The sequence below is a fragment of the Nostoc sp. NZL genome (assembly GCF_015714705.1).
GTDB classification, from domain to species: domain Bacteria; phylum Cyanobacteriota; class Cyanobacteriia; order Cyanobacteriales; family Nostocaceae; genus Nostoc; species Nostoc foliaceum_A.
In genome coordinates, this window is the sequence record NZ_WBKL01000171.1 from 19,310 (window position 1) to 41,579 (window position 22,270).

Genomic DNA, 22,270 nt, shown 5'->3' on the forward strand with positions numbered 1-22,270 from the left:
TAACATAAAGGGGATTTAAACCCACCTCAAACAAGACTGCTTGTTAGTTGTGGGAGAATTAAACCCTTTTTAATTAATAATTAAGAATTAGCTTGAATTTAATTACTGGACGTTTATTTTTCTTGAAATGTCCATACTCCTTCATCCCAATCTGAATCTGTTGGGGGTGATTGTAACCAATGCTGACAACGTAGGAGATGCAACATAGCAGCTTTGTCTTGGTTGTCTGCTGCCAAAACTTTGGCAAACTCAGCTCTAGCAAAGGAAAACTGACGATTGAGGTAATACTCGCGCCCTTTGTGATAGTGCTCAATCACTTGCAATTTTTCGCTTTCAATAGGATTGGAACGCAAACCCAGTAATTCATATATCGCTACTGGCTCATTTCTGCCTTTGACACGAATGTAATCTAGCTCCCTAGCCCAAATATAATCTTGGCATGGTTTAAAAGTGTTATGGCTAATAATAATATCGCAACCATACTGTTTACTGACACTTTCTAATCGAGAGCCAAGATTAACACCATCGCCAATAGCGGTAAATTCCATCCGCTTACTAGAACCAATATTCCCACTAATTACGGTATCAGAGTTGATGCCAATGCCGATTTTAATTCTGGGTTTATCATCGACATAGCGACGTTGATTAAATTCGTGCAGACGAACGCGCATTTCTAAAGATGTTTGCACTGCCATCCAAGCGTGTTCTTCCAAAGGTAGAGGAGAACCAAACACAGCCATGATGGCATCGCCGATGTATTTGTCAAGGGTGCCTTTATGTTTAAAGACTGCCTCCACCATTGATTCAAAATATTCATTGAGCATACTCACCACTTCTTCTGCTTCCAAGTTTTCTGTCAAAGTGGTGTAGCCACGAATATCGGAAAATAAAATCGAAACTTCTTTGCGATCGCCTCCTAGTTTAGCATCATCCAATTTCAGCAATTCTTCGGCTAATTCCTGGGTCATGTAACGGTACATCGTACTCTTAAGCCGCTTTTCATCACTGATATCTTCCATCACCACCAGCGCCCCACGAACTTGCTCTTGGTCACTAGCATCAGCAATTGTGTTGATGGATAAATTAATACTGTGCTGTTCTGTACCAGTAGTTAGGAGCGTGCGATCTGGGTAATATTGCTGGCGGCCTTTTAAGTCGGCTGCATGTAAAGCATCCTGATACCACTTACTAAAGTCGCCTTCTTTGATGCCGATCGCATCAGTAACTAATTTACCTTCTAAACGGTCTTCTGGCTCCAGTCCTAGCAAACGCTTGGCACTTTCATTAGCGGCGATAATTAACCCGGCTTTATCAGTGGAAACCACTCCATTGGAAAGACTACGCAGAATGTCCCGTTGCATTTGTTCTTGTTGCTTGACTGTGGCAAACAACTGAGCATTTTGCAGCGCAACTCCCGCTTGAATATTAAAAGCTTCCATGAACTCTTCATCGTTGCGGTCAAAGCTAGCTTGGAAGCAGTCGGGAGCTTTGGGCCAATCAGCTGGATTATAAGGTGGAAAATCCCCGGATTTCTTTTTATTTACGAGTTGGGTAACGCCAATCAGTTGTTGCTCGGCGTTAAACACTGGCATACAAAGCAAGCTACAGGTGCGATACCCATTTTGCTGGTCTAATCGTTGGGCTGTCTCTGAGTCAGGATCGTAGTACAAGTCAAAGGCAATATTCAGTTTCTTGCCAGAAACCGCTACTATACCAGCAAAACCTTTACCTACTGGGACTCGCAACTCCTTGGTTGAACCATCATCCTGGGTGATTTTCGTCCATAATTCATGGCGATCGCGGTCTATTAACCATAGTGTACTGCGATCGGCATTCATCAGTTCCTTGGCTTCATCCATCACCCGCTTGAGGGTGTCTTCTAAGTCGAGACTGCTTTGAGAGAGGGACTTGATCGCCTTCATCAGCGCCGCCACTGCTCTTTGTTTTTGGGTGGCTACATAAAAAGAGCGCGAGGATTCTAAAATTAGGCGAATCGAAGGGGCAAATTCTTGAAATAATTGTTCGTCAGCACAGATAAAACCTTTGGTATCAATGCGCTCTGCAAGTGGAGCATCGTGATTATGACCAGATTTTAATTTATTCAGTAATTGTACTACTGCAACTAATTGCCCATGTTCATTTAACAACGGCAAAGCCAGCATAGTGTAGGTGCGATAGCCAGTTCTTTTTTCTTGTTCTTGGGCAAAATGCGATCGCGGGTCACTATAAAAATCAAAGGGAATATTAATAACTTGCTTGAAGGTGGCAACTTCCCCAGCAATGCCTTTATCGGCGGGGATGCGAATTTCTAAAGAGCGATCGCCCTCACCCTCAGCCAGAATTGACCAGAGTTCTTGTTTTTCTTCATCCAATAAAAATATTGTCGTCCGGTCTGCCCCCAACAATTCCCCGGTTTTTAAGGTAATCGAATGCAACATTTCTTGCAGAAGAGTTTCAAATCCCTGAGAATCCAGCATTGATAGGGTTTGATGGACAATCTGTAATTTTTGCTCGACATCCTTAACGACCTGTTTAAAAGTATCTTGAGTCAGGGGAGCAAGAAACGTAGAAAAAGTTCCTTGTCTTGTGGCAAGAGCACCCACAGGAGCAGAATTTGCTTGTAATTCGCGGTTTTCTTGGTTGTGAACACCAATAATCAAATCGGCGGTCTCCCCACAACTTCCTTGATACACTGACATAACCGGTATTTTATATAGCAGGATGAGATTTTAGATTTAACAATGAAATTAAATTTATGTAAGTAGTGCTAAAAGCAACATATTTATCCATAGTTTAATCGCTTGTTTAGCTAGCGTCATCCTGTGGAGGAAGGTGGAAGTCAATTACCTATGACCAAAGTGCAAATACAGTCATACTCCGAACGCTCGCGGACTCGCTACCGCTGCGCTATCTTTTTAAGCTCATCGCACCCTTCAAAGGAGATGTCACGTTGGCTGATGACGGTTGATGGTTGACAGTCAACAGTTAACGGCGGCAGGGCGGCTATCCCAGACACCCCAAAAAGCAAGTGGGCTTACCGCCGCCTTGGTAATAAGTCTAATAACACGATCGCCTTTATCAATTCCTCTGGATCTACAGGCTTGGAAATATGCTGTTGAAATCCGACAGCGATCGCTTGCTGATAATCCATCTCGCCAGCATAGGCAGTTAAGGCGATCGCTGGAATTGTCCCGCCTTGCTCTGGTTCCAAACTCCTCACGTGTCGCATCAACATGTAACCATCCATTTCTGGCATCCCGATATCGCTGATGATCAAATTTGGCTGGGATTGACTCAGTGCAGTTAAAGCTTCGATGGCTGAGGCTACAGCGGTTACAGTTGCGCCATATTGCTCCAACATGAAAGGCAAAAACTTTCGCATATCTGCGTCATCATCCACCACGAGAATCTCTAAGCTAGTCAAGGGTAAAGACTGTGCCAGAAGTGAGGAGTTATCTTTTGCATCCTTGATTCTTTGGCTTTCATCCTGTAAGCATGGAAGTTTGACAGTGAAAGTTGCTCCTTGATCTTCCCCCAGGCTTTCTGCTTGAACAGCCCCCCCGTGAAGTTCTACAAGATGCCGGACGATCGCTAATCCTAAACCTAAGCCGCCAAATTTTCGAGTTGTGGCACCATCTGCTTGACGGAAATAATCAAAGACATAAGGTAAGAATTCAGGTGCAATCCCTTTTCCTGTATCAGTGACGCAAATTTGTACCTGTGAGCCAACTTGCTCTAATTTAATCTTTACCTCTCCCCCAGCAGGAGTAAACTTAATGGCATTAGAAAGGATATTCCAAATGATTTGTTGTAATCGATTGGCATCACCTAAAACTAGCCCGACACCAGATTCAAGAATTGTCTGAATCTGGATAGACTTAGCCTCCGCCGATAAACGCACTGTCTCCATTGCAGATCGAATAGTTAATGCTAAATCAACAGAGCCGAAGTTGAGGTTCAGTTTACCCTGAAGGATGCGGGAGACATCAAGCAAATCTTCAATCAATTGGGTTTGTAACTTGGCGTTGCGCTCAATGGTTTCGAGGGCGCGATCGCTTGTTGCTTGATCAAGCTTGCGGGTTCGCATCAGTTTTGTCCAACCCAGAATTGGGTTAAGCGGTGTTCTCAGTTCATGGGACAGTACGGCTAGAAATTCATCTTTGATGCGGTTTGCTGATTCAGCAGCGCTTCGTGCCATTTGTTCGGCTTCGTAGAGATGGGCGCGAGCGATCGCTTGGGCGCATTGTTGAGCAAGAGCCAAAATAAACGCTTGATCTTCTCCACTCAGTTGTTGAGGCTGGGCAAATCCCAAAGTTATACCTCCAACTGCCGAACCTTCTACCATCAATGGAATAGAAATCCAGGCTTCAAAGTCATATTGGGCGTACATTTGGGCCAAATGTGGGTAACGAGCTACTCGATTTTCTGTTGGTTCAGCCCAAACAGGTTGCCCAGTCCGCACAGCTTCTGCTAAAGGAGAGGGTGAATCGATGGCAAAATGCCGCCAAGCGTCCACCAAATTCTGGTTATAGCCAACTGCACGTACAATTTCCAGTTCAGTTTTACTTTCATTCACCAAGGCGACGAGGGCAGAATTGGCTCCCAAGGCAGCCATGCTCTGTTCTACAATGACTTCAGATACTTGGGCCGGTGTCAGCAATTCTGAAAGAGCAGCAGTGATGGATTGGAGACGGGCAATGCGCTCTAATGCTTGTTCTGCTATTCTTTGTGCTTGCTGCGCTTCTTGGTAAAGGCGGGCATTATCGATGGCGATCGCAGCTCGATGGGCAACATCTTCCGCTAATGACAAGTCAGCCGTGCTGTAACGACGTTCTGATTCAGCAGTAATAAACGAAATGGCACCAAAAATCCGTTCGCGTGCCATTAAGGGCAAGATCATACAGGATTTTAAACCAAGTTCACGCACAATCCTGAGATGTTCTGCGTCTAAGATGCCTTGTACTAAAGCTGCATCTGGAATTTCAGTTACCATTTCAGCAATTCCTGTACGCAGCACTTTAGGCACACCTTGAGGTTCATCAAACTTTCTAGGATAACGCTGATGAAGTTCCCAACCGAGTTTAACTTTCTCTGGATCTCGGTGGGCAACTGCTACCCGATTAATTGATTGGTTATCTTGCAGCAGATCAACGCTGCACCAATCGGCGAAGTAAGGCACAACTAGGTTAGCCACAGTTGCTAGCGTGCTTTCGTAATCTAGAGAAGAGGCTAGTGTTGCGCTGACTTGAGCTAAAAACGCTGCTCGTTGCTGATCGGCTTCTGCTTCCAGACGGGCGGTTTGCTCTTGAATCAGTTGGATACGTTCGACTTCAGATTGTTTGCGATCTGTAATATCAAGCACAACACCACTCATGTGTGTAGCTTTACCTGCTTCGTTAAAAAAGGCTTTTCCTCGACAAGCTGCATAGTGGATACTGCCGTCATCTAGAATAATTCGATATTCTAAGTCATGCTCCACGCCTTCGTTAATCGCTCGACTCAACGATTGAGCTAGCAATCCTCGATCATCTGAATGTAGACGAGCTAAAATTGCTTCGGATGTGCCAGCAAAAGTTTCAGGTGTTAACCCAAATAGTTGATAAATTTGCTCATCCCAGTCAAAGCGATCGTTGGCAATATCCCAACTCCAAACACCGATTTGAGCAGATTTTAACGCCAGGTTAAGTTGTGCTTGGCTGTCTTCTAGACCTTGATAAAGACGAGCATTTTCTAGGGAAATGGCAATTTGAACTATCAAGATTTCCAGTACGGAAAGTTTTTCCTGTGTAAAGGCGCTGGAGATAAGATTGTTTTCTAAATATAAAATACCCAGTAATTTCGATTGACGGGCGATCGGCAAACAAAGTACAGATTTAGGTTGCTTTTGAATTACATACTCGTCTTTTGAAAACAGATTTTGCTTAGTGGCATTCTGCAAAATCACTGTTTCTTGAGTTCGCTGAACATAATTCAGGATTGATTGAGGAATAAATTGTGAAATTTCGCCCTCTAATACAGGCCGAGAAACATTGAGCTTTTCTGCTTGGGGATTAACCTTAGCTTCTACTTCGATTACCAGATTTTGCTCGTGTTCAAGCAATAAATAACCGATTTCTGCTCCCGCTTGCTCAATGACAATTTGCATTAATGTCTTTAACAACCGCGAAAGAACAATCTCACTAGATATGGTTTGAGAGGCTTTAACTACTGATAAAAAGTCTAAATGCTCACCTGTAGTGATAAACGTTCCGTTAGAGACAAGTTGTTGTTGTGGAAATAGCTGAGGATAGGATTCTTCGAGGTGCTTAACTTTAGCGGATGCTTCCCAGCGTATATAGGCGTTTTTAGCTTCTTGCAAGTAGGTTTTGGCAATTAATTCAAACTTCCGCTCCGAATAAAACTTAGCGCCTAGCTCATTAGCCAAAGCTTCATATTGTACAAATCCCTGCTCACGGGCTGAAGCGATCGATTGCTCATACAAGCGCATTGCTTCCAAGTCCCTACCTTCAATTCGAGCTATTTCAGCAGCGACTAATTGAGACTTGTGTAAAAAGTTAGCATGACAGTGACTTGCCCAGTATTGCAATTGCTGCTGATGGTATTCTAGGGTTTGCAAAAACTGTTCTTGTTCTTGACAAGAGACTGTTGAATAAAGAGTTGTTAGAGTCAGTGAGTAATATAAAATATAATCTGTTTCAATTGGTAGTGCTAATGTTTTAACTGGAAATATTGATAATTTTAAGGCATAGTTTAGTGCCTCTGCATATTGTCCGTAGGTAAAAAAGATAATTAATTTGATAATATTATAAAATATAATTCCACTGACAAAGCCTGCATCTGTAATTACAGATAATGCGCGTGATTCATCAAATTCATCATTATTTAGGGTTAGGTTTTGGTGAGTGAGTCCGCGCAGATTCATCAGTAGCATCTGCTGTAGTCTGATTGTCTGATAAACAGCCTCATGTTTAGACTGGCGGGCAAAGGCAGTATATTTTTCTAGAGATTTGTATGTCTCTGCAAGTGGAGAACCTAACTGGATAATTTGCCATGAGCTTTGATAGCCGTTGTAATTCGCCATCGTCACATCACCTGCTTCTACACAGCCAATAAATCCCTGCTCTAAAAAGGGAATATCAGTAGCAATATGGTTACGCCAAACGTTGATATGACTTCCATGAATATGCAGAACAACTCCTCTAAGTTTCAAGCCATGCAACTTTTCATTCAATTGAATTGTCATCTCAGAAAATGCGTAGCCTGTAGGAATATCATGGAAGATGGAGACTAACAACATAGCGTACATGCTGTAAGCAAAACAGGAATCTTCCGTATTACCAAACTTGAGTGAATAGTTAACTGCTTTAAGTACGACTAAGGGAAAGAGATGAGGTCTACCGAGATAAGTAGGCGGGCCTAAAGTAGTCAACAGACTAATAACTGTTTTAATATTGGGGTCTTGGATTACTAAAGCATTAATTAAATCGGATATTTGTCTATTATCTAGGTTGGTTAATACCTGGTTTCTTTCAATTGCGATCGCAGCTTGCACTTGCTCATGTGTATCAGGGAATGTCACCCCAAAAAGTTTTAAAGCTTCTAATCCCACTATGAGTGCTTCTTCATATCTACCTGCAACTTGGTAGAGTCGGATTTGCAGCATATAAATATTAGATTTATCCACATGAGAAGCAGCTTTATTAAATAGTATTTCAAATAATTTTTCTGCTTGTCCTAAATTTCCTGTTAAAAATTCACACTCAGCTAGTTCTCTGAATAAAGTAAATGTTTGTTCATATTGTTCAATCCAGTTATTCTCAGTTAAAAGATTCATAGCTATACTCAAAAATCTTTTAGCAGGAGTATAAGCTGTAGATGTTTTTGCCTTCTTACCAGCGATTAAATTCAATCGTACCAATTCATCTTTTTCTGTCTTTTCAACAATTAGATCCACAGCGAGATTGAGTTGATTGACTAAATCAAAAATTTGCTCGTTAACTTTTTCATGACTAGCATTCTTCAGCAAAAGCTGCCCAATCTTCAGGTGAACAGCCGACTTTGATTCATCGGCAATTAATGCATAAGCAGCTTGTTGAACTCGGTCATGGTAGAAACGATAGCTTTTCTGGGTAGTTTCATCTGACTCAATAGAGATAATTAATCCTCTTAAAATTGCATCAACAAGTGCATTTACCGTTTCTTCAATAGATTGTTCACCAACAATTGCTAAAATTTCTAAATCAAAGCGATTACCAATACAGGAGGATAACTTCAGCACCTGTTGAGTTGCTAATGGCAGTTTTTGCATCTGCACAATCATCAAACTAACAATATTATCTGTAATACCTTGGGTTTCAATCTGAGCTAGATCCCATTGCCAAACACGATGTTGGCGATCAAAATTCAGCAAATTCTCTTGATGTAGTGTTTTCAGAAACTCATTGACAAAAAAAGGATTACCGTCAGTTTTTTGGATAATCAATTGAGCTAGAGGTTCTACTTGTTCTGTTGAACTATGCAGGGTATCAGCAATCAACTGATTTACATAAACAATACTCAAGGGAGTAAGAAGAATATCGGTTGTTCTTGCTCCATATAGGCAAACCTTCTCCATCATCAAACTAAAGGGATGTACAACATCTACTTCATTATCTCGATAGGCCAAAATAAAGCAGAGATATTGGATACTAGACCCAGTAATAACAGTTTGTATTAAATTCAAAGTAGCACTATCTGCCCACTGCATATCATCTAAAAATACAGTGAGTGGATGCTCTTTTTGAGCAAAGATACTGATAAAATTCTCAAACACCAAATTGAATCTATTTTGAGCTTCAGCAGGCCCCAGCTCTGGTATAGGAGGTTGTTCTCCAACGATTAATCCAACTTCTGGAATTACATCTGTGATTAATCTACCATTATTCCCTAATGCTGTTTGTATTCGCTTTTTCCAAGAGGTAAGTTGATCTTCAGGCTGCGTTAAAATTTGTCTAACAAGTGTTTTAAAAGCTTGAACAATAGTGGAATAAGGAATATCTCGTTTGTACTGATCAAACTTACCACAGATAAAAACGCCGCGTTCTCTTACAATGGGCTTGTGAATCTCCTTCACTAGAGAAGATTTACCAACACCAGCATAGCCAGAGACGAACACAAGTTCTGGTTTACCTTGGTGAACAACTCGCTCAAATGCTTGTAAAAGCTTTGCAATCTCTTGTTCTCGCCCATACAATTTTTGGGGAATTTGAAAGCGCTCTGAGATATCTTGCTCACCCAAAACAAAGGATTGGATTTCTCCGGTTGTCTCCAATTGCTTTAAGCACCGTTCCAGATCAAATTGCAAACCTAAAGCGCTCTGATACCTCTGTTCTGCAACCTTTGACAGCAATTTTATGATGATGTCACAAAGCATTTGAGGAATATCAGAGTTTAGTTTTTTCGGGGATGGCGGAGATTTGGCGATATGGCAATGTACCCACTCTAAGGGGTCTTTGCCTTGAAATGGTAGCTGACCTGTGAGCATCTCATAAAAGGTGACTCCCAGCGAATACAAATCGCTGCGATGGTCAATTCCTCGATTCATCCGCCCGCTTTGCTCAGGTGATAAATAAGGTAAACTGCCTTCAATGCGACTGGAACTGCTAACTATTTGTTGCTCATATGGAATGAAGGCAGCAATTCCAAAATCGGCGATTTTGACCTGACTGGTTTCGAGGTTAACTAAGATATTTTGCGGCTTAATATCCTTGTGAACAATATGATGAGTGTGAATTTGTGCAAGTTTGCTGGTGATTTCAATAGCAATTTTTAGGAACGAAACAGGTTCTTGAAATTGGTCTAGCAGCTGGTCGAGCGATCGCGCCTCAAAATCCTCCATAATTAAATAAGGAATTCCCTGGTACATTTCTAAGGCGTAAGCTTTGACTGCGGCTGTGGTATTTAACCTTTGAGCGATCGCATACTCATGTTTGAGTTGTTCAATATTATTGGGTGTACACTGTTCTGGATGTAGGCTTTTAATAATTACCGGACACTGATCTTTAACTTTGATTCCACGGTATATGACTGCTTTTACCCCTGCTTTTAACAAAGTGACAATTTTAAATCCGGGTAATGCAATCATCATGCCAAATACTCCAGCAGTGTTTCTTTAGGGATAATCCGAGATTAATTGTATTTTAGATACATTTCCTTGGGCAGATGAAATTTAGATGATATCAGTTTCGAATAATCACTTCTGCTGACTCACAAACCAAAAATAAGCTAAAATTCAAGCAGAGTAAGCATTTCCCGCTCAAAAACTCCCATGCTTGATAACCTGCAAACCCAAATTTACCAACTAGAACAATTTGCCAACAGCCTAGTTTCTAACCAACTGACACACCTTAGCATGGTGAGTGTTGGTATCATCTTTGCCGCTGGCTTGCTCACCAGTCTTACACCCTGTATGCTTTCTATGCTGCCAATTACCATTGGTTACATCGGCGGTTATGAAGCCAAAAGCCGCCTACAAGCAGCTGCCCAATCAACCTGGTTTGCTTTAGGATTAGCAACTACATTGGCAGGGTTGGGCATTATAGCAGGTTTGGTGGGAAAAGTCTATGGTCAAGTGGGAATTGGTTTGCCGATTATCGTCAGCATTATCGCCATTCTCATGGGGCTGAACTTATTAGAAGCACTGCCTCTGCAATTTCCATCCTTGGGCGAAACGAATTGGATTTCGCAAGATTTACCAGCAGGATTGCGTTCTTATTTGCTAGGGCTGACTTTCGGCTTAGTGGCATCCCCTTGTAGCACGCCTGTTTTAGCTAGCTTGCTGGGTTGGATTGCTAATACACAAGACTTAATTTTAGGTGCTGTTTTGCTACTCTCTTACACAGCCGGTTATGTAGCACCGTTGATTTTGGCAGGTACTTTCACAGCTTCAATTAAAAAGTTACTAGAATTGCGTCGCTGGTCTGGTTGGATTAACCCAGTCAGTGGGGCGTTATTGGTAGGATTCGGTGTATTTTCCTTGATTTCTCGGATTCCCCTTGGCAGTTTTTAATATCAACACCTTTGTTAGATTTTACACATAATGACTTTAGAAGATTCAGCGTCCAAAGAATTAAAATGGTGGGCACTACCTGGGAAGTTCTTACGCCAAGAGCTTTTGCCTATACTGACCAACTTACGACTAGCGATCGCACTATTGCTATTGATTGCAATCTTTAGCTCTACTGGTACTGTAATCGAACAAGGTCAATCACCCGCATTTTACCAAGCCAACTACCCAGAACATCCAGCTTTATTTGGTTTCCTAACTTGGAAGGTAATTCAGGTAGTTGGGTTAGACCACGTGTATCGTACTTGGTGGTTTCTGGCATTACTCATTTTATTTGGAACTAGCTTAACTGCTTGTTCTTTTACCCGTCAGTTACCAGCCTTAAAAGCTGCCCAGCGCTGGAAATATTACGAAGAACCACGGCAATTTCAAAAGTTAGCTTTGAGTGCAGAAATAGATACTGGTTCTCTAGATTCCTTAAACCAAATATTACAGAAACACCGCTATAAAATTTTTCAAGATCAAGAAAAAGAAAATCTCCTCTATGCCCGGAAGGGAATAGTCGGACGCATCGGCCCAATTATCGTTCATATTGGCATCGTCGCTATTCTGCTAGGGGGAATTTGGGGGGCGATGACTGGGTTTCTGGCTCAGGAAATGGTTGCCAGTGGTGATACATTTAAAGTTACAAATATTGTCGATGCTGGCCCTTTAGCAGCAGCCCAAGTCCCGAAAGATTGGTCTGTGCGTGTCAATCGTTTTTGGATTGACTACACTCCATCTGGCGGCATTGATCAATTTTATTCGGATATGTCTGTCTTAGATAATCAGGGAAAGGAAGTTGACCATAAGAAAATTTTTGTCAACGAGCCTCTGCGCTATCATGGCGTAACTTTCTATCAAACGGATTGGGGAATTGCAGGTGTTCGCGTTCAATTTAACAACAGCCCCATTTTTCAGCTACCGATGGCGCAATTGAACACCAACGGGAACGGGCGCATTTGGGGAACCTGGGTTCCGACTAAACCGGATTTGAGTGAGGGTGTCTCCCTGTTAGCCAAAGACTTGCAAGGAATGGTATTAATTTATGATCCCGCAGGCAAACTCGTTGATACTGTCCGCGCGGGGATGTCTACCCAAGTCAATGGTGTGAAGCTGAAAATTCTGGATGTCATTGGTAGCACTGGCTTACAAATTAAAGCCGATCCAGGTATACCAATTGTTTACTCAGGGTTTGGCTTGCTAATGCTGGGTGTGGTGATGAGTTACTTCTCCCATTCGCAAATATGGGCATTGCAAAAAGGCGATCGCTTGTATGTTGGTGGCAAAACTAATCGCGCCCAAGTTGCTTTTGAACAAGAGGTTTTAGATATTTTAGATCGGCTGAGTTCACAGCCAAAAGGTGAGGAGAAAGAGGCGGCGATTGAAGTTTAAACGCATAGGTACGCAAAGTAATCCTCTGCGTTTAAAACGTCTCCTACTTTTGGTGACGTACTTCAACAACGGTATGTACATTACCGCGAGGTGTGAAATCTGCTTTCACCGTGACTTCTAACGGATCACAAGCAGCCACAAAATCATCCAAAATTTGATTGGCAGATTCTTCGTGGGAAATGTAGCGATCGCGGTAACTGTTAATGTAAAGCTTAAGTGCCTTCAATTCCACTACCCGTTCATCTGGCACATAGGTAACGTAAATTGTCGCAAAGTCAGGATAACCAGAAAATGGACATTTACAAGTAAATTCCGGCAAAGTAATGTTAATGTCATATCGCCTTCCCACACGCGGATTTGGAAAGGTAATTAGTTTACCTTCCGCAATGTCGCGTTCGCCATACTTCATTTCTTGGCTTGTCTGGGATAGACTTTCAGATATTTTGTCAGTTGTCATTTGTTATTTGTCATTAGTTATTTTATTTATTTTTACGTCCTTTTAGTAATTTTGTAGCTTCTTAACTCCTAATTCCCTAGTAGAGACGCGATTAATCGCGTCTCTACCCACTCAATACTCTTCCTTTTCCCAGTCTGGACAATTCTCATCTTCACAACCGTGGGGATGCATGGCACAAACTAACAAATTACCACTATAAACTTGACCGTGGTAGTGAGTACAACCGATACAGGCAGGATTTTTTTCGGCTGTGGGTTCGACTGAATAAGGAAAACCAGGATCTACATCTGCTACAATATCTTCCAGTTCCCAGTAAGCTTCCAACATTGGTTCAGCTAAATCCTGTAAATACTGATCGACTTCAGTGACAATATTAGGAACTTGCTCGGTAATTTCTTCCGTTAGCTCAAAAAAAGCGTCTACCATTTCACTCATTCCTAGGAAGAAACGCTCTACTTCATCAGCCACTGTTTCAACGATTTCCACTAAATCTTTTTGCCACTGTTCCATAAACTTGACACCTTTGCAGGCTATAAACAGGACGCTTTGTGTTATCTGGCTCGAAGCACCAAAGTACACACTAGGCAATGTATCTTATCAAGTTTCTATCTGAAGTGCCATGTCAAAGTGCCACTTATTACTGATATTTCGATCAAAGAATGCTTTAATTATTGATCGCGCTGCAATCTTTTTAACTCATCTTGCAGGTTTAGCACTTCTTGGCGTAATTTATCCACGTTCTCATCAGCTGATCCCTCTTTCACCGTTGGTTCTTCATCTTCCTCTAAAATTTCAATGCGGCGAGGTTCAGAATGGGGTGTTTTCTCAGAGGTTTCACCAGATGCTTGGGGCTGTTGGGCTTGCTTCATCATATCTTCAACGAAGCGGCGGGCTTCTTCAGTGTTCATTTCACCCTTTGCCACCATTTCATCTGCCAGTTTTTGGACTTGCGATCGCACTTCCGCTAATTTTCCCCCTGCTTTCTCACCCGCGTAAGAAGCTAATCCAACACCGAGGTAAAAAGCTTTTTGAACAATATCTCCAAAACCAGGCATTGTTGCTGAACGCTCCTAAAAATAGGGCGACCCGGAGACTACGCCTACCACAAGCCTCCCGTGTTGCTGCTACCTTCCGGTTCTGACAAGATTTGGGTGTTGCAGTCGCATAGATCCAGGTCTTCTAAAAGCATAGCATTAAAATTCAGTAAGTGTGTGTTATTCCATAACAATTCGCCATTCATAAAGCTGATAGTTAACGCAGCCGTTTTGCACCAATGGGTCATCAGCTACAATTGCTTCTGCTTCAGCCTTTGAGGCAGCCTCAAACAGCAACATCCCGCCTCTTTGCTCCGCCCAATAGCCTGTTCGTGCTTTGTGTCCTTTAGCAATCAAGTCCTGAATGTAGGCTTTGTGGGCAGGTACATATTGGTCAAAGGTCGGTTTATCGACTTTGCCTTCTTCAATCTTTACAAACCACGGCATTTGCTTCTTAACTCCAGTTACAACAGACAGCCTGCTTTAGTTATTGCTATTTTTGAGTAGCAATTTAGTAGCAATATACACGAGCTACAGCGATTTACTGAAGATTTAACTAAAACAGCAGAAGCGATACATCTGTGACTGTTAGACCTCTAGATGCGATCGCAGATCATCCAATGGAGATGCCGAGTTAGTGGGAATTAGTCGTTCTGTTGGTGTCGGCTTGTCAGGAACAAATTCAAAGAGAATTCGGATTTTACCTTTCTGCCAGCCGCCACCCTGAGCCAGTAAAAGCTTACAGTTCACACCATCTCCAAACCAGTCTGAAGCCTTGTCCTCTTTTAAGTTGCTGCTCCTATACACCAAATACTTCAGACGTTCCATCAGTTCTCCACCTGTCGATGTTGAAGCCTCAGTCAAGTTAGTATCTTGAGCCATAGAAACAACATCCTCATCGGACAGAATAATTTGATCGCTCATTTAGTTTTCTCTTTCGGTAAACAACATGGCGGATCAAGCGCCAACTCGATCCGCCTTCCCTAAGTTTTCCCACTAACCAGCAATTATTAAAGAACAAAAATAATTAATATAGATAAATGAGCCGTTTTTTTGTCGCCCTTTTACCACCGCAAGACATTCAAGATTACGCCAACCAGATTAAGCAGTACTTTGCTGATCGCTATGCTAGTAGCGGGGCGTTAAAGTCTCCGCCTCATATTACCCTGCAACCGCCCTTTGAATGGACAGATGCTAACTTGCCACAGCTAGAAGCATCCTTGAAGGAGTTTGCTAGTGGACAACTGCCAGTAGCAATTACACTCAAGGGGTTTGATGCCTTTGCGCCTCGTGTCATATATATTAATGTAGACAGAACTCAAGAACTTTTGACTTTGCAAGCTGATTTAATGGCTTATACAGAAAGCAACTTGGGAATTGTTGACAAGGTTTCTAAAACCCGCCCTTTTGCGCCCCACATGACGGTTGCTTTTCGGGATTTATCAAAGCATAACTTTAGAACTGCTTGGCCAGAATTTGAAAAGCGTCAGTTGCATTTTGAGTTTACTGCCGACAAATTAACGCTACTACTTCACGACGGTAAGCGCTGGAATATTAAATCGGAGTTTGGTTTGTTTGCTTCTTATTGAGATGAGTTGAGAAACGATTTGTGGCAAAATGCGATCGCAGTTCCCTTTTGCATGACTAATTTTCTCTGGCACCGATTATAATCTAGGGCTTAACTCTCAGTGAGTTTTAACCGCAACAGGAAGCATTATTGTAAACTCTGTTCCTTGTCCTAGAACAGAATCCGCCTTGAGCGTTCCCCCATGTCCCTCAACGACAATTTGTTGAGCGATCGCTAATCCTAAACCTGTTCCTTGACCCACGGGCTTGGTGGTGAAAGGTAATCAAATACCCATTGCTTAACCTCTTCAGGCATTCCGACACCATTCGATCGCTCCAACTGTTGAGCATAAGTCTGCGCCTTCTGATAGAGGCGGGCATTTTCCAGGATGATCACAGATCGCATAGATGCACCCTTGCTAGATGGTAGAGCAGTCAAAATTTGCCTACTGCGTATCTGGATCTAAGCCAGTGCGATCGCTTCAATTTCAAGTCAAGAGGCGGCAGCCCCCATTATGCGTTCCCAGTCTCCGACTGGAATGAGACAATCTCTAAAAGCTTGTTATAGACTGGCTTGGAGCTTAAATTGACACCAATGACATCCGTGTGCCCCTAACGCATAGTATCATCATCAATAGTTGAGAATAAGCGATCGCGATCGCCTACCAAGACTTAAAACCATCTTTCTTTTTACCAGTTTATAGTCACCTACGCCTAACCTCTCAAAGAGTTGCACCTTCGTGTCACACATCGCTTAACTTTTGGAGTGCCTTGCAAACAAGACATGTTAGATTTATTTATTCCTACTTACATAATTTTTGTAAAACAAGATACGTTAAATGGTAGTTTAGTCGCAAAGGAACCAAAAAGCATGGCTGTTAGTAGTCCTGAAGTCATCCGTCATATATTGATTGGGCTGGGATATTTAGCTCCTGAGATTGATCCTAAGCCGGATCTGACTAAATTTGCTCCCTGGAAGCGGAATAACAACTCCTTGACAGATGATCCTACTGAAGAAGCTATTAAAAAGTTTCAGAAACAGTACTCACAAAAACTTGTGGTTAATGGTAACGCTGATTCCGAGACTCGAAGCGTAATGGAAGATACAGTCATAGGACTTCAAAATAGATTGAAGTTTCACGGTTTCGCAACCAATGCCGAAATTCCTCCAAACAAGCCTTTTTATGGGCCAGCCACTTATACAGCAGTCAAGAAATTTCAGAAATCTCAGGGTTTAACTGAAAATGGCATTGCTACTATTGAACAGCGTCAAATTCTACAGCAACCTAGTTTAACAAATAAGCCGCAGCCGCAGCCTCAGACACAACTCAGACTGATAGATTTATGCTTCCAATTTAAAAAGAATCCTCAAAATCCCTCTTACATCGCAGCCCTAAATAACTTACAGCAAAATCTACCCAAGGACGTTTTACACAAAGTCACTAACAAATGGAGGGGGACAAATGATCAAAATCCTGAGATTGTCAAGCTGACGAATGTCTTCACTTACTATGATGACAACAATCAAAACCATCGTGATGCACTAACTCACTTACAAAGTCAGATAACTCCCGCCATCTATAAAGAATTTATTAGTCTGTGGAATAAGAAGTAACAAGAAGCTTTTATCTATTCAGAGTAATAAAACAGCGTTAACGTGAGTCTCCAACGGAGGCGCACGTTATCTTAAAATAAGTGGTAGACCATCACGCCCTTGGTCAGAAAAGACCGCAATGACTGATGAATAACTCAAACTGTTCACGCCTAAACGTAGTGAGACAGCATTTATTTTCCTTAAACAGTCGATAATGTAAATAAATGTAATAAAATCTTCAGGCAGGACAGAAGTATCTATGCGTGTAATTTTGATGACCGGTAAAGGCGGCGTGGGCAAAACTTCCGTTGCTGCTGCAACTGGACTCCGTTGTGCGGAACTAGGCTATCAGACATTGGTTTTAAGTACAGATCCCGCTCATTCTCTGGCAGATAGTTTTGACATAGAAATGGGACATGTACCCCGAAAAATTCGTCCAAATCTTTGGGGTGCTGAACTGGATGCGCTGCAAGAACTAGAAGGAAACTGGGGTGCTGTAAAACGTTATATTACCCAAGTTTTACAGGCAAGGGGTTTAGACGGCGTACAGGCAGAAGAATTGGCGATTCTACCAGGCATGGATGAGATTTTTGGCTTGGTAAGGATGAAACGCCATTACGATGAAGGTGAGTTTGACGTTTTAATTATCGACTCAGCCCCCACTGGCACTGCACTGCGCTTACTGAGTTTACCTGAAGTCGGTGGCTGGTATATGCGCCGTTTTTACAAACCATTTCAAAACATCTCGGTAGCACTTCGGCCCCTGGTTGAACCGTTTTTTAGACCAATTGCTGGTTTTTCGCTACCAGATAAAGAGGTGATGGATGCACCTTATGAGTTTTATGAACAAATTGAAGCTCTGGAAAAAGTATTAACAGATAATACTCAGACTTCAGTGCGTCTGGTCACTAATCCCGAAAAGATGGTGATTAAAGAGTCTCTTCGTGCCCATGCTTATCTGAGTTTGTATAATGTTGCAACAGATTTAGTCGTGGCTAATCGGATTATTCCAAGTGAAGTTCAAGATCCATTTTTCCAACGTTGGAAGGAAAGTCAGGAACAATATCGCCAGGAAATTCATGATAATTTTCACCCTCTACCGGTGAAAGAAGTTCCACTTTTTTCTGAGGAAATGTGCGGATTGGCTTCATTAGAACGCCTGAAGGAAACTCTCTATAAAGATGAAGATCCAACTCAGGTTTATTACAAAGAAACGACTATGAGAGTCGTGCAAGAGGAAAACCAATACAGCTTAGAAATTTATTTACCTGGTATTCCTAAAAACCAAGTTCAACTGAGTAAGAATGGGGATGAATTAAACATTACCATTGGTAACCACCGTCGGAACTTAGTTTTGCCACAAGCCTTAGCAGCACTACAACCAGGAGGGGCAAAGATGGAAGATGACTATCTGAAAATACGCTTTGCCGATAACATAAGAGTTTAATTTTATTGATTGTTATTCTGTCAACGAAAATTTAAAACTCAAAAGCAAGATTTTTTCTTGTAAATGATGCAGACGCTATTAAAATTGCGTCTTTCTTTATGATTTTTTTTGTGTATTTTTATAAAAGGTAAATAAATATTTTTATTAATGATTTGCCAGTAGTTTTACTGAAGACAAATATATTAAATAAATTTAAAAATGGCTTTAGCTTTAATTATGCCAGTTTGCTAATTATTAATTTATTTTTTATCAGCAATGACCTCCAACCCTGAACAAGATTTGCCTTTATGTCGTCATGAAGAAAGTTTACTACGCCGCATTACAAACCGTATCCGACGAAGCTTAGAGTTGGAAGAAATTATCACAGTGACAACGGCAGAAGTGCGATCGCTACTAAAAACTGACCGAGTGATGATTTACAAATTTCATGGCGATGGTAGTGGTCAGGTCATTGCTGAGTCAATTTACGAAAATCGGTTGCCATCACTACTGGGGTTGAATTTCCCGGCTGAGGATATTCCACTCAGCGCCCGTGATCTATTTATCAAATCACGGGTGCATTCTATTGTGAATGTTGATACTCAAAAGATTGGTCAAATTCATCTGCGTGACTTGGATAATGGAGAAACTATATCAGAGGAGATCCGTTACCGCTCTGTAGACTCCTGCCATATTGAATATTTGACGGCAATGGGGGTAAAGTCTTCTGTGGTAGCGCCCATTATCTATCAAGATCAGCTTTGGGGGCTGTTGGTATCTCATAATTCTGAAGTGCATTTGATTTCAAAATATGAACTAGAAGCAGTACAGATGGTAGTAGATCAGCTGTCAGTAGCGATCGCTCAAAGTACCCTGCTGACTCAAGTCCGCAAAACAGCCGAACGGCAAGCTATCATTAACCGCATTGCTACTCTACTACATGCACTGCCAACGATTGTACTACAACCAGCCCTAGAAGCTGCTGTTGCTGCCTTTAATGGTGTTGGTGGCAGGCTTTGCATTAGAAATGAAGCTTTTGATTTTCAAAATGGCAACGTCACCAGCTTAACAGAATGCTTAATACCAGGAAACACTTGTATCAAGCTTTACATCTGTGGACAGCAACCTGTGATGCCAGAACAAACTATATATCCGCTAATAGAGCAGTACAGTGTCTGGCACGAACACTATAAGTCTAGTAACTACGACGTTTGGGCGATTTTAGATATATATAACACTCCCGGCTTGCGAAGTTTACAAGTTGCTTTTGAACCAACTAAAATTCGCAGCATGTTGATGATCCCACTTTTATATCGTCAGCAGTTGCTGGGCTACTTAAGCATTTTCCGCAACGAAGTAGATACAGAAACCTTATGGGCAGGGCAGTATGACAGCGATCAAAGGCAATTGTACCCCCGGCGATCGTTTGAGGTTTGGCGCGAATCTAAAAAAGCACAAGCTCAAAAATGGACAGATGAAGAGATTGAACTGGCTAGAGACCTCGGTAAACACTTTGCTTCAGCAGTTCAGCAGTATGAACTATACCAACAAGTACAAGTCTTCAATGAAAATTTAGAAAAACAAGTTAAAAGACGCACAGTTGAGTTACAACGGACATCTGAACAAGAACAGGCTGTGTTTAAAGTTATTGCCGAGATTCGGGAATCTCTTGATACAGATACCATTTTTCAAACCACTACTAAAGAAGTTTGTCAATTAATTAAAGCTGATCGCGTTTCTGTTTATTGTTTCGATTCTAATTGGGGTGGTGAATTTGTCGGCGATTTCGAGGCTGCTAGTCCATACTGGTCGAATGAGTCCGAACTAGGTATCAATACAATTTGGAATGATACCTATTTACAAGACACACAGGGAGGACGCTACCGCAACAATGAAACATTTGCAGTTGATGACATCTACAAGATGGGGTTTGCTAAGTGTCATATCGACAATCTAGAGCAGTTTCAAATTCACGCTTTTGTGCTTGCTCCGATCTTTGTTGGGCAAAAACTTTGGGGTTTGCTGGCAACTTATCAACACACTGGCCCCAGGCAATGGAAAGCCTCTGAAGTTAACTTTCTGAGTCAGATTGCTGCCCAAATGGGGGTAGCACTCCAGCAAGCTGAATTACTCGCTCAGACACGACAACAGACGTTAAATTTGCAACAAGCAGCAGAACAACAACGGGTATTGTTTGAAGTTGTTGCGAAAGTTAGGGAATCTCTTGATTTAGATGCGATTTTTCAGACAACCACCCAAGAAATCTGTAAATCACTACAAGCAGATCGAGTTGCAGTTTATCGGTTTCAGGCTGATTGGAGTGGTGAATATATCGCTGAGTTTGTGGGTGATGGTTGGGTAAAGTTAGTAAATAATAATATCAATACAGTTTGGCAAGATAGTTATTTGCAGGAAACCCAAGGTGGGCGATATCGTCACAATGAAACCTTTGCAGTTAATGACATCTATCAAGCCGGTCACTCTGATTGCCACGTTGCGGCTCTGGAGCAATTACAGGCAAAGGCGTATGCGATCGCACCTATATTTATCGGGCAACAGCTATGGGGCTTATTAGCAGCTTACCAGAACTCTGCACCCCGCCAGTGGGAAGCCTCGGAAATTAAGTTTATCACTCAAATTGCCAATCAGCTTGGGGTTGCACTTCAACAAGCCCAATTGCATCATCAAACCAAAGAGCAGACAGAAAAGCTGACTCAAGCTCTGCATGATTTAAAGCAAACTCAAACCCAACTGATCCAAACTGAGAAGATGTCCTCACTAGGTCAACTGGTAGCTGGTATTGCTCACGAAATTAATAACCCGGTGAACTTCATTTATGGCAACATCAATCATGTCAACAATTACGCCCAAGATTTACTCAGTATACTAGACCTCTATTTGCAAGACTCCCCTAACCCCAACCCTGAGATTCGCGATCGCGCCTTCGAGATAGACTTAGAATTTCTCATGGAAGATTTGCCCAAAACTTTATCTTCCATGAAAGTTGGCATTGATCGTATCCGTCAGATTGTCTTGGGTTTACGCAATTTCTCGCGCCTTGACGAGGCAGAGAAAAAGCCAGTTGATATTCATGAGGGCATTGATAGCACCTTGCTAATTTTGCAGCATCGTTTGAAAGCAAAACCGGAAAGTCCGGCTATTAAATTAGTCAAAGAATACAGTGATCTTCCTTTAGTAGAGTGCTATGCCGGGCCACTAAATCAGGTATTTATGAATGTTTTAAGCAATGCGATCGATGCTTTAGAAGATTACAGGGAATCTGAATCAAAATCTCATAGCAGTCAAATTACCATTCATACTGCTGTTGGAGAGCTTGAAGGTAATATTAAGAGCGTAGTAATTCGCATTGCGGACAATGGCTCAGGAATACCGGAGGCTCTGAAGGCAAGAATCTGCGACCCTTTTTTCACTACTAAGCCAGTGGGGAAAGGCACTGGCTTGGGGTTATCAATTAGTTATCAGATTGTCGTAGATAAACACGGTGGTGTGTTTAAATGTGATTCTCAACCGGGGTTAGGTACAGAATTTTGGATTGAAATTCCGATTAGACAAATCACGAAATCATAGAAAGAAATTCGCGTCAGTTTTACCCCACCCTAACCCTCCCCTTGAAAAGGGGAGGGAACTAGATTCCTGTTTCCCACCTTTCCAAGGGGGGATTAAGGGGGGTAATTCGACTTGTGTGTACACGTAG

At 42.0% G+C, this 22,270-nt stretch carries 13 protein-coding genes, 1 other RNA gene and 1 pseudogene; 6 read left to right on the forward strand and 9 right to left on the reverse strand.

The window, feature by feature from the left end:
* Window positions 1-113: 113 nt before the first annotated feature.
* The gene (locus tag F8R90_RS25260) at window positions 114-2,699 is read right to left on the reverse strand and encodes a GAF domain-containing protein (protein ID WP_196512957.1); all 2,586 of its coding nucleotides are present in this window, start codon (window positions 2,697-2,699) and stop codon (window positions 114-116) included.
* A 335-nt stretch (window positions 2,700-3,034) separates the two neighbouring features.
* Entirely contained in the window at window positions 3,035-10,126 is a 7,092-nt protein-coding gene (locus F8R90_RS25265; protein WP_196512958.1) for an AAA family ATPase, read from the reverse strand.
* A 180-nt stretch (window positions 10,127-10,306) separates the two neighbouring features.
* Between F8R90_RS25265 and F8R90_RS25270 the strand changes: the two genes are divergently transcribed.
* Window positions 10,307-11,047: a cytochrome c biogenesis protein CcdA gene (locus tag F8R90_RS25270; RefSeq protein WP_196512959.1), complete on the forward strand. Its 741-nt coding sequence runs from the start codon at window positions 10,307-10,309 to the stop codon at window positions 11,045-11,047.
* 30 nt (window positions 11,048-11,077) lie between these two features.
* Window positions 11,078-12,478, forward strand: a complete 1,401-nt coding sequence (locus F8R90_RS25275; protein WP_196512960.1) for a cytochrome c biogenesis protein — start codon at window positions 11,078-11,080, stop codon at window positions 12,476-12,478.
* 43 nt (window positions 12,479-12,521) lie between these two features.
* On the opposite strand, the gene queF is transcribed toward F8R90_RS25275, so the two are convergent.
* The 6 genes from queF to F8R90_RS25305 all read right to left on the reverse strand — a co-directional run bounded on the left by queF (window position 12,522) and on the right by F8R90_RS25305 (window position 14,893).
* Window positions 12,522-12,935: a preQ(1) synthase gene (gene queF / locus F8R90_RS25280; protein ID WP_196512961.1), complete on the reverse strand. Its 414-nt coding sequence runs from the start codon at window positions 12,933-12,935 to the stop codon at window positions 12,522-12,524.
* A 111-nt stretch (window positions 12,936-13,046) separates the two neighbouring features.
* Complete coding sequence (locus F8R90_RS25285) at window positions 13,047-13,445, reverse strand: hypothetical protein (RefSeq protein WP_196512962.1); 399 nt, start codon at window positions 13,443-13,445, stop codon at window positions 13,047-13,049.
* A gap of 158 nt (window positions 13,446-13,603) precedes the next feature.
* On the reverse strand, window positions 13,604-13,990 hold the full coding sequence (locus tag F8R90_RS25290) for a phasin family protein (RefSeq protein ID WP_190896030.1): 387 nt from the start codon (window positions 13,988-13,990) through the stop codon (window positions 13,604-13,606).
* A 25-nt stretch (window positions 13,991-14,015) separates the two neighbouring features.
* Window positions 14,016-14,112, reverse strand: an RNA gene (gene ffs / locus F8R90_RS25295) — signal recognition particle sRNA small type.
* Window positions 14,113-14,149: 37 nt separating this feature from the next.
* On the reverse strand, window positions 14,150-14,416 hold the full coding sequence (locus F8R90_RS25300; protein ID WP_190896032.1) for a YciI family protein: 267 nt from the start codon (window positions 14,414-14,416) through the stop codon (window positions 14,150-14,152).
* A 141-nt stretch (window positions 14,417-14,557) separates the two neighbouring features.
* Window positions 14,558-14,893 carry a KGK domain-containing protein gene (locus F8R90_RS25305; protein ID WP_196512963.1) on the reverse strand — a complete coding sequence of 112 codons (336 nt, stop codon included), beginning with the start codon at window positions 14,891-14,893 and terminating at the stop codon, window positions 14,558-14,560.
* A gap of 116 nt (window positions 14,894-15,009) precedes the next feature.
* Here F8R90_RS25305 and F8R90_RS25310 point away from each other — a divergent pair, with 116 nt between their 5' ends.
* Entirely contained in the window at window positions 15,010-15,558 is a 549-nt protein-coding gene (locus F8R90_RS25310; RefSeq protein WP_196512964.1) for a 2'-5' RNA ligase family protein, read from the forward strand.
* A gap of 96 nt (window positions 15,559-15,654) precedes the next feature.
* Here F8R90_RS25310 and F8R90_RS33725 read toward each other — a convergent pair.
* A pseudogene (locus F8R90_RS33725) lies at window positions 15,655-15,863 on the reverse strand (sensor histidine kinase); the annotation flags it as partial.
* Window positions 15,864-16,406: 543 nt separating this feature from the next.
* On the opposite strand from F8R90_RS33725, the gene F8R90_RS25320 reads away from it, so the two are divergent.
* The 3 genes from F8R90_RS25320 (at window position 16,407) to F8R90_RS25330 (ending at window position 22,143) form a co-directional block, all read left to right on the forward strand.
* Window positions 16,407-17,150, forward strand: a complete 744-nt coding sequence (locus F8R90_RS25320) for a peptidoglycan-binding domain-containing protein (RefSeq protein WP_196512965.1) — start codon at window positions 16,407-16,409, stop codon at window positions 17,148-17,150.
* A gap of 238 nt (window positions 17,151-17,388) precedes the next feature.
* Window positions 17,389-18,576, forward strand: a complete 1,188-nt coding sequence (locus F8R90_RS25325; protein ID WP_190896038.1) for a TRC40/GET3/ArsA family transport-energizing ATPase — start codon at window positions 17,389-17,391, stop codon at window positions 18,574-18,576.
* Window positions 18,577-18,831: 255 nt separating this feature from the next.
* Window positions 18,832-22,143: a GAF domain-containing protein gene (locus F8R90_RS25330; RefSeq protein ID WP_196512966.1), complete on the forward strand. Its 3,312-nt coding sequence runs from the start codon at window positions 18,832-18,834 to the stop codon at window positions 22,141-22,143.
* Window positions 22,144-22,270 lie beyond the last annotated feature (127 nt).

Bases quoted from the DNA above. Each gene is read 5' to 3' on its own strand.
- F8R90_RS25260 (WP_196512957.1), bottom strand. From the start codon at position 2,699: ATGTCAGTGTATCAAGGAAGTTGTGGGGAGACCGCCGATTTGATTATT.
- F8R90_RS25265 (WP_196512958.1), bottom strand. From the start codon at position 10,126: ATGATGATTGCATTACCCGGATTTAAAATTGTCACTTTGTTAAAAGCA.
- F8R90_RS25270 (WP_196512959.1), top strand. From the start codon at position 10,307: ATGCTTGATAACCTGCAAACCCAAATTTACCAACTAGAACAATTTGCC.
- F8R90_RS25275 (WP_196512960.1), top strand. From the start codon at position 11,078: ATGACTTTAGAAGATTCAGCGTCCAAAGAATTAAAATGGTGGGCACTA.
- queF (WP_196512961.1), bottom strand. From the start codon at position 12,935: ATGACAACTGACAAAATATCTGAAAGTCTATCCCAGACAAGCCAAGAA.
- F8R90_RS25285 (WP_196512962.1), bottom strand. From the start codon at position 13,445: ATGGAACAGTGGCAAAAAGATTTAGTGGAAATCGTTGAAACAGTGGCT.
- F8R90_RS25290 (WP_190896030.1), bottom strand. From the start codon at position 13,990: ATGCCTGGTTTTGGAGATATTGTTCAAAAAGCTTTTTACCTCGGTGTT.
- F8R90_RS25300 (WP_190896032.1), bottom strand. From the start codon at position 14,416: ATGCCGTGGTTTGTAAAGATTGAAGAAGGCAAAGTCGATAAACCGACC.
- F8R90_RS25305 (WP_196512963.1), bottom strand. From the start codon at position 14,893: ATGAGCGATCAAATTATTCTGTCCGATGAGGATGTTGTTTCTATGGCT.
- F8R90_RS25310 (WP_196512964.1), top strand. From the start codon at position 15,010: ATGAGCCGTTTTTTTGTCGCCCTTTTACCACCGCAAGACATTCAAGAT.
- F8R90_RS25320 (WP_196512965.1), top strand. From the start codon at position 16,407: ATGGCTGTTAGTAGTCCTGAAGTCATCCGTCATATATTGATTGGGCTG.
- F8R90_RS25325 (WP_190896038.1), top strand. From the start codon at position 17,389: ATGCGTGTAATTTTGATGACCGGTAAAGGCGGCGTGGGCAAAACTTCC.
- F8R90_RS25330 (WP_196512966.1), top strand. From the start codon at position 18,832: ATGACCTCCAACCCTGAACAAGATTTGCCTTTATGTCGTCATGAAGAA.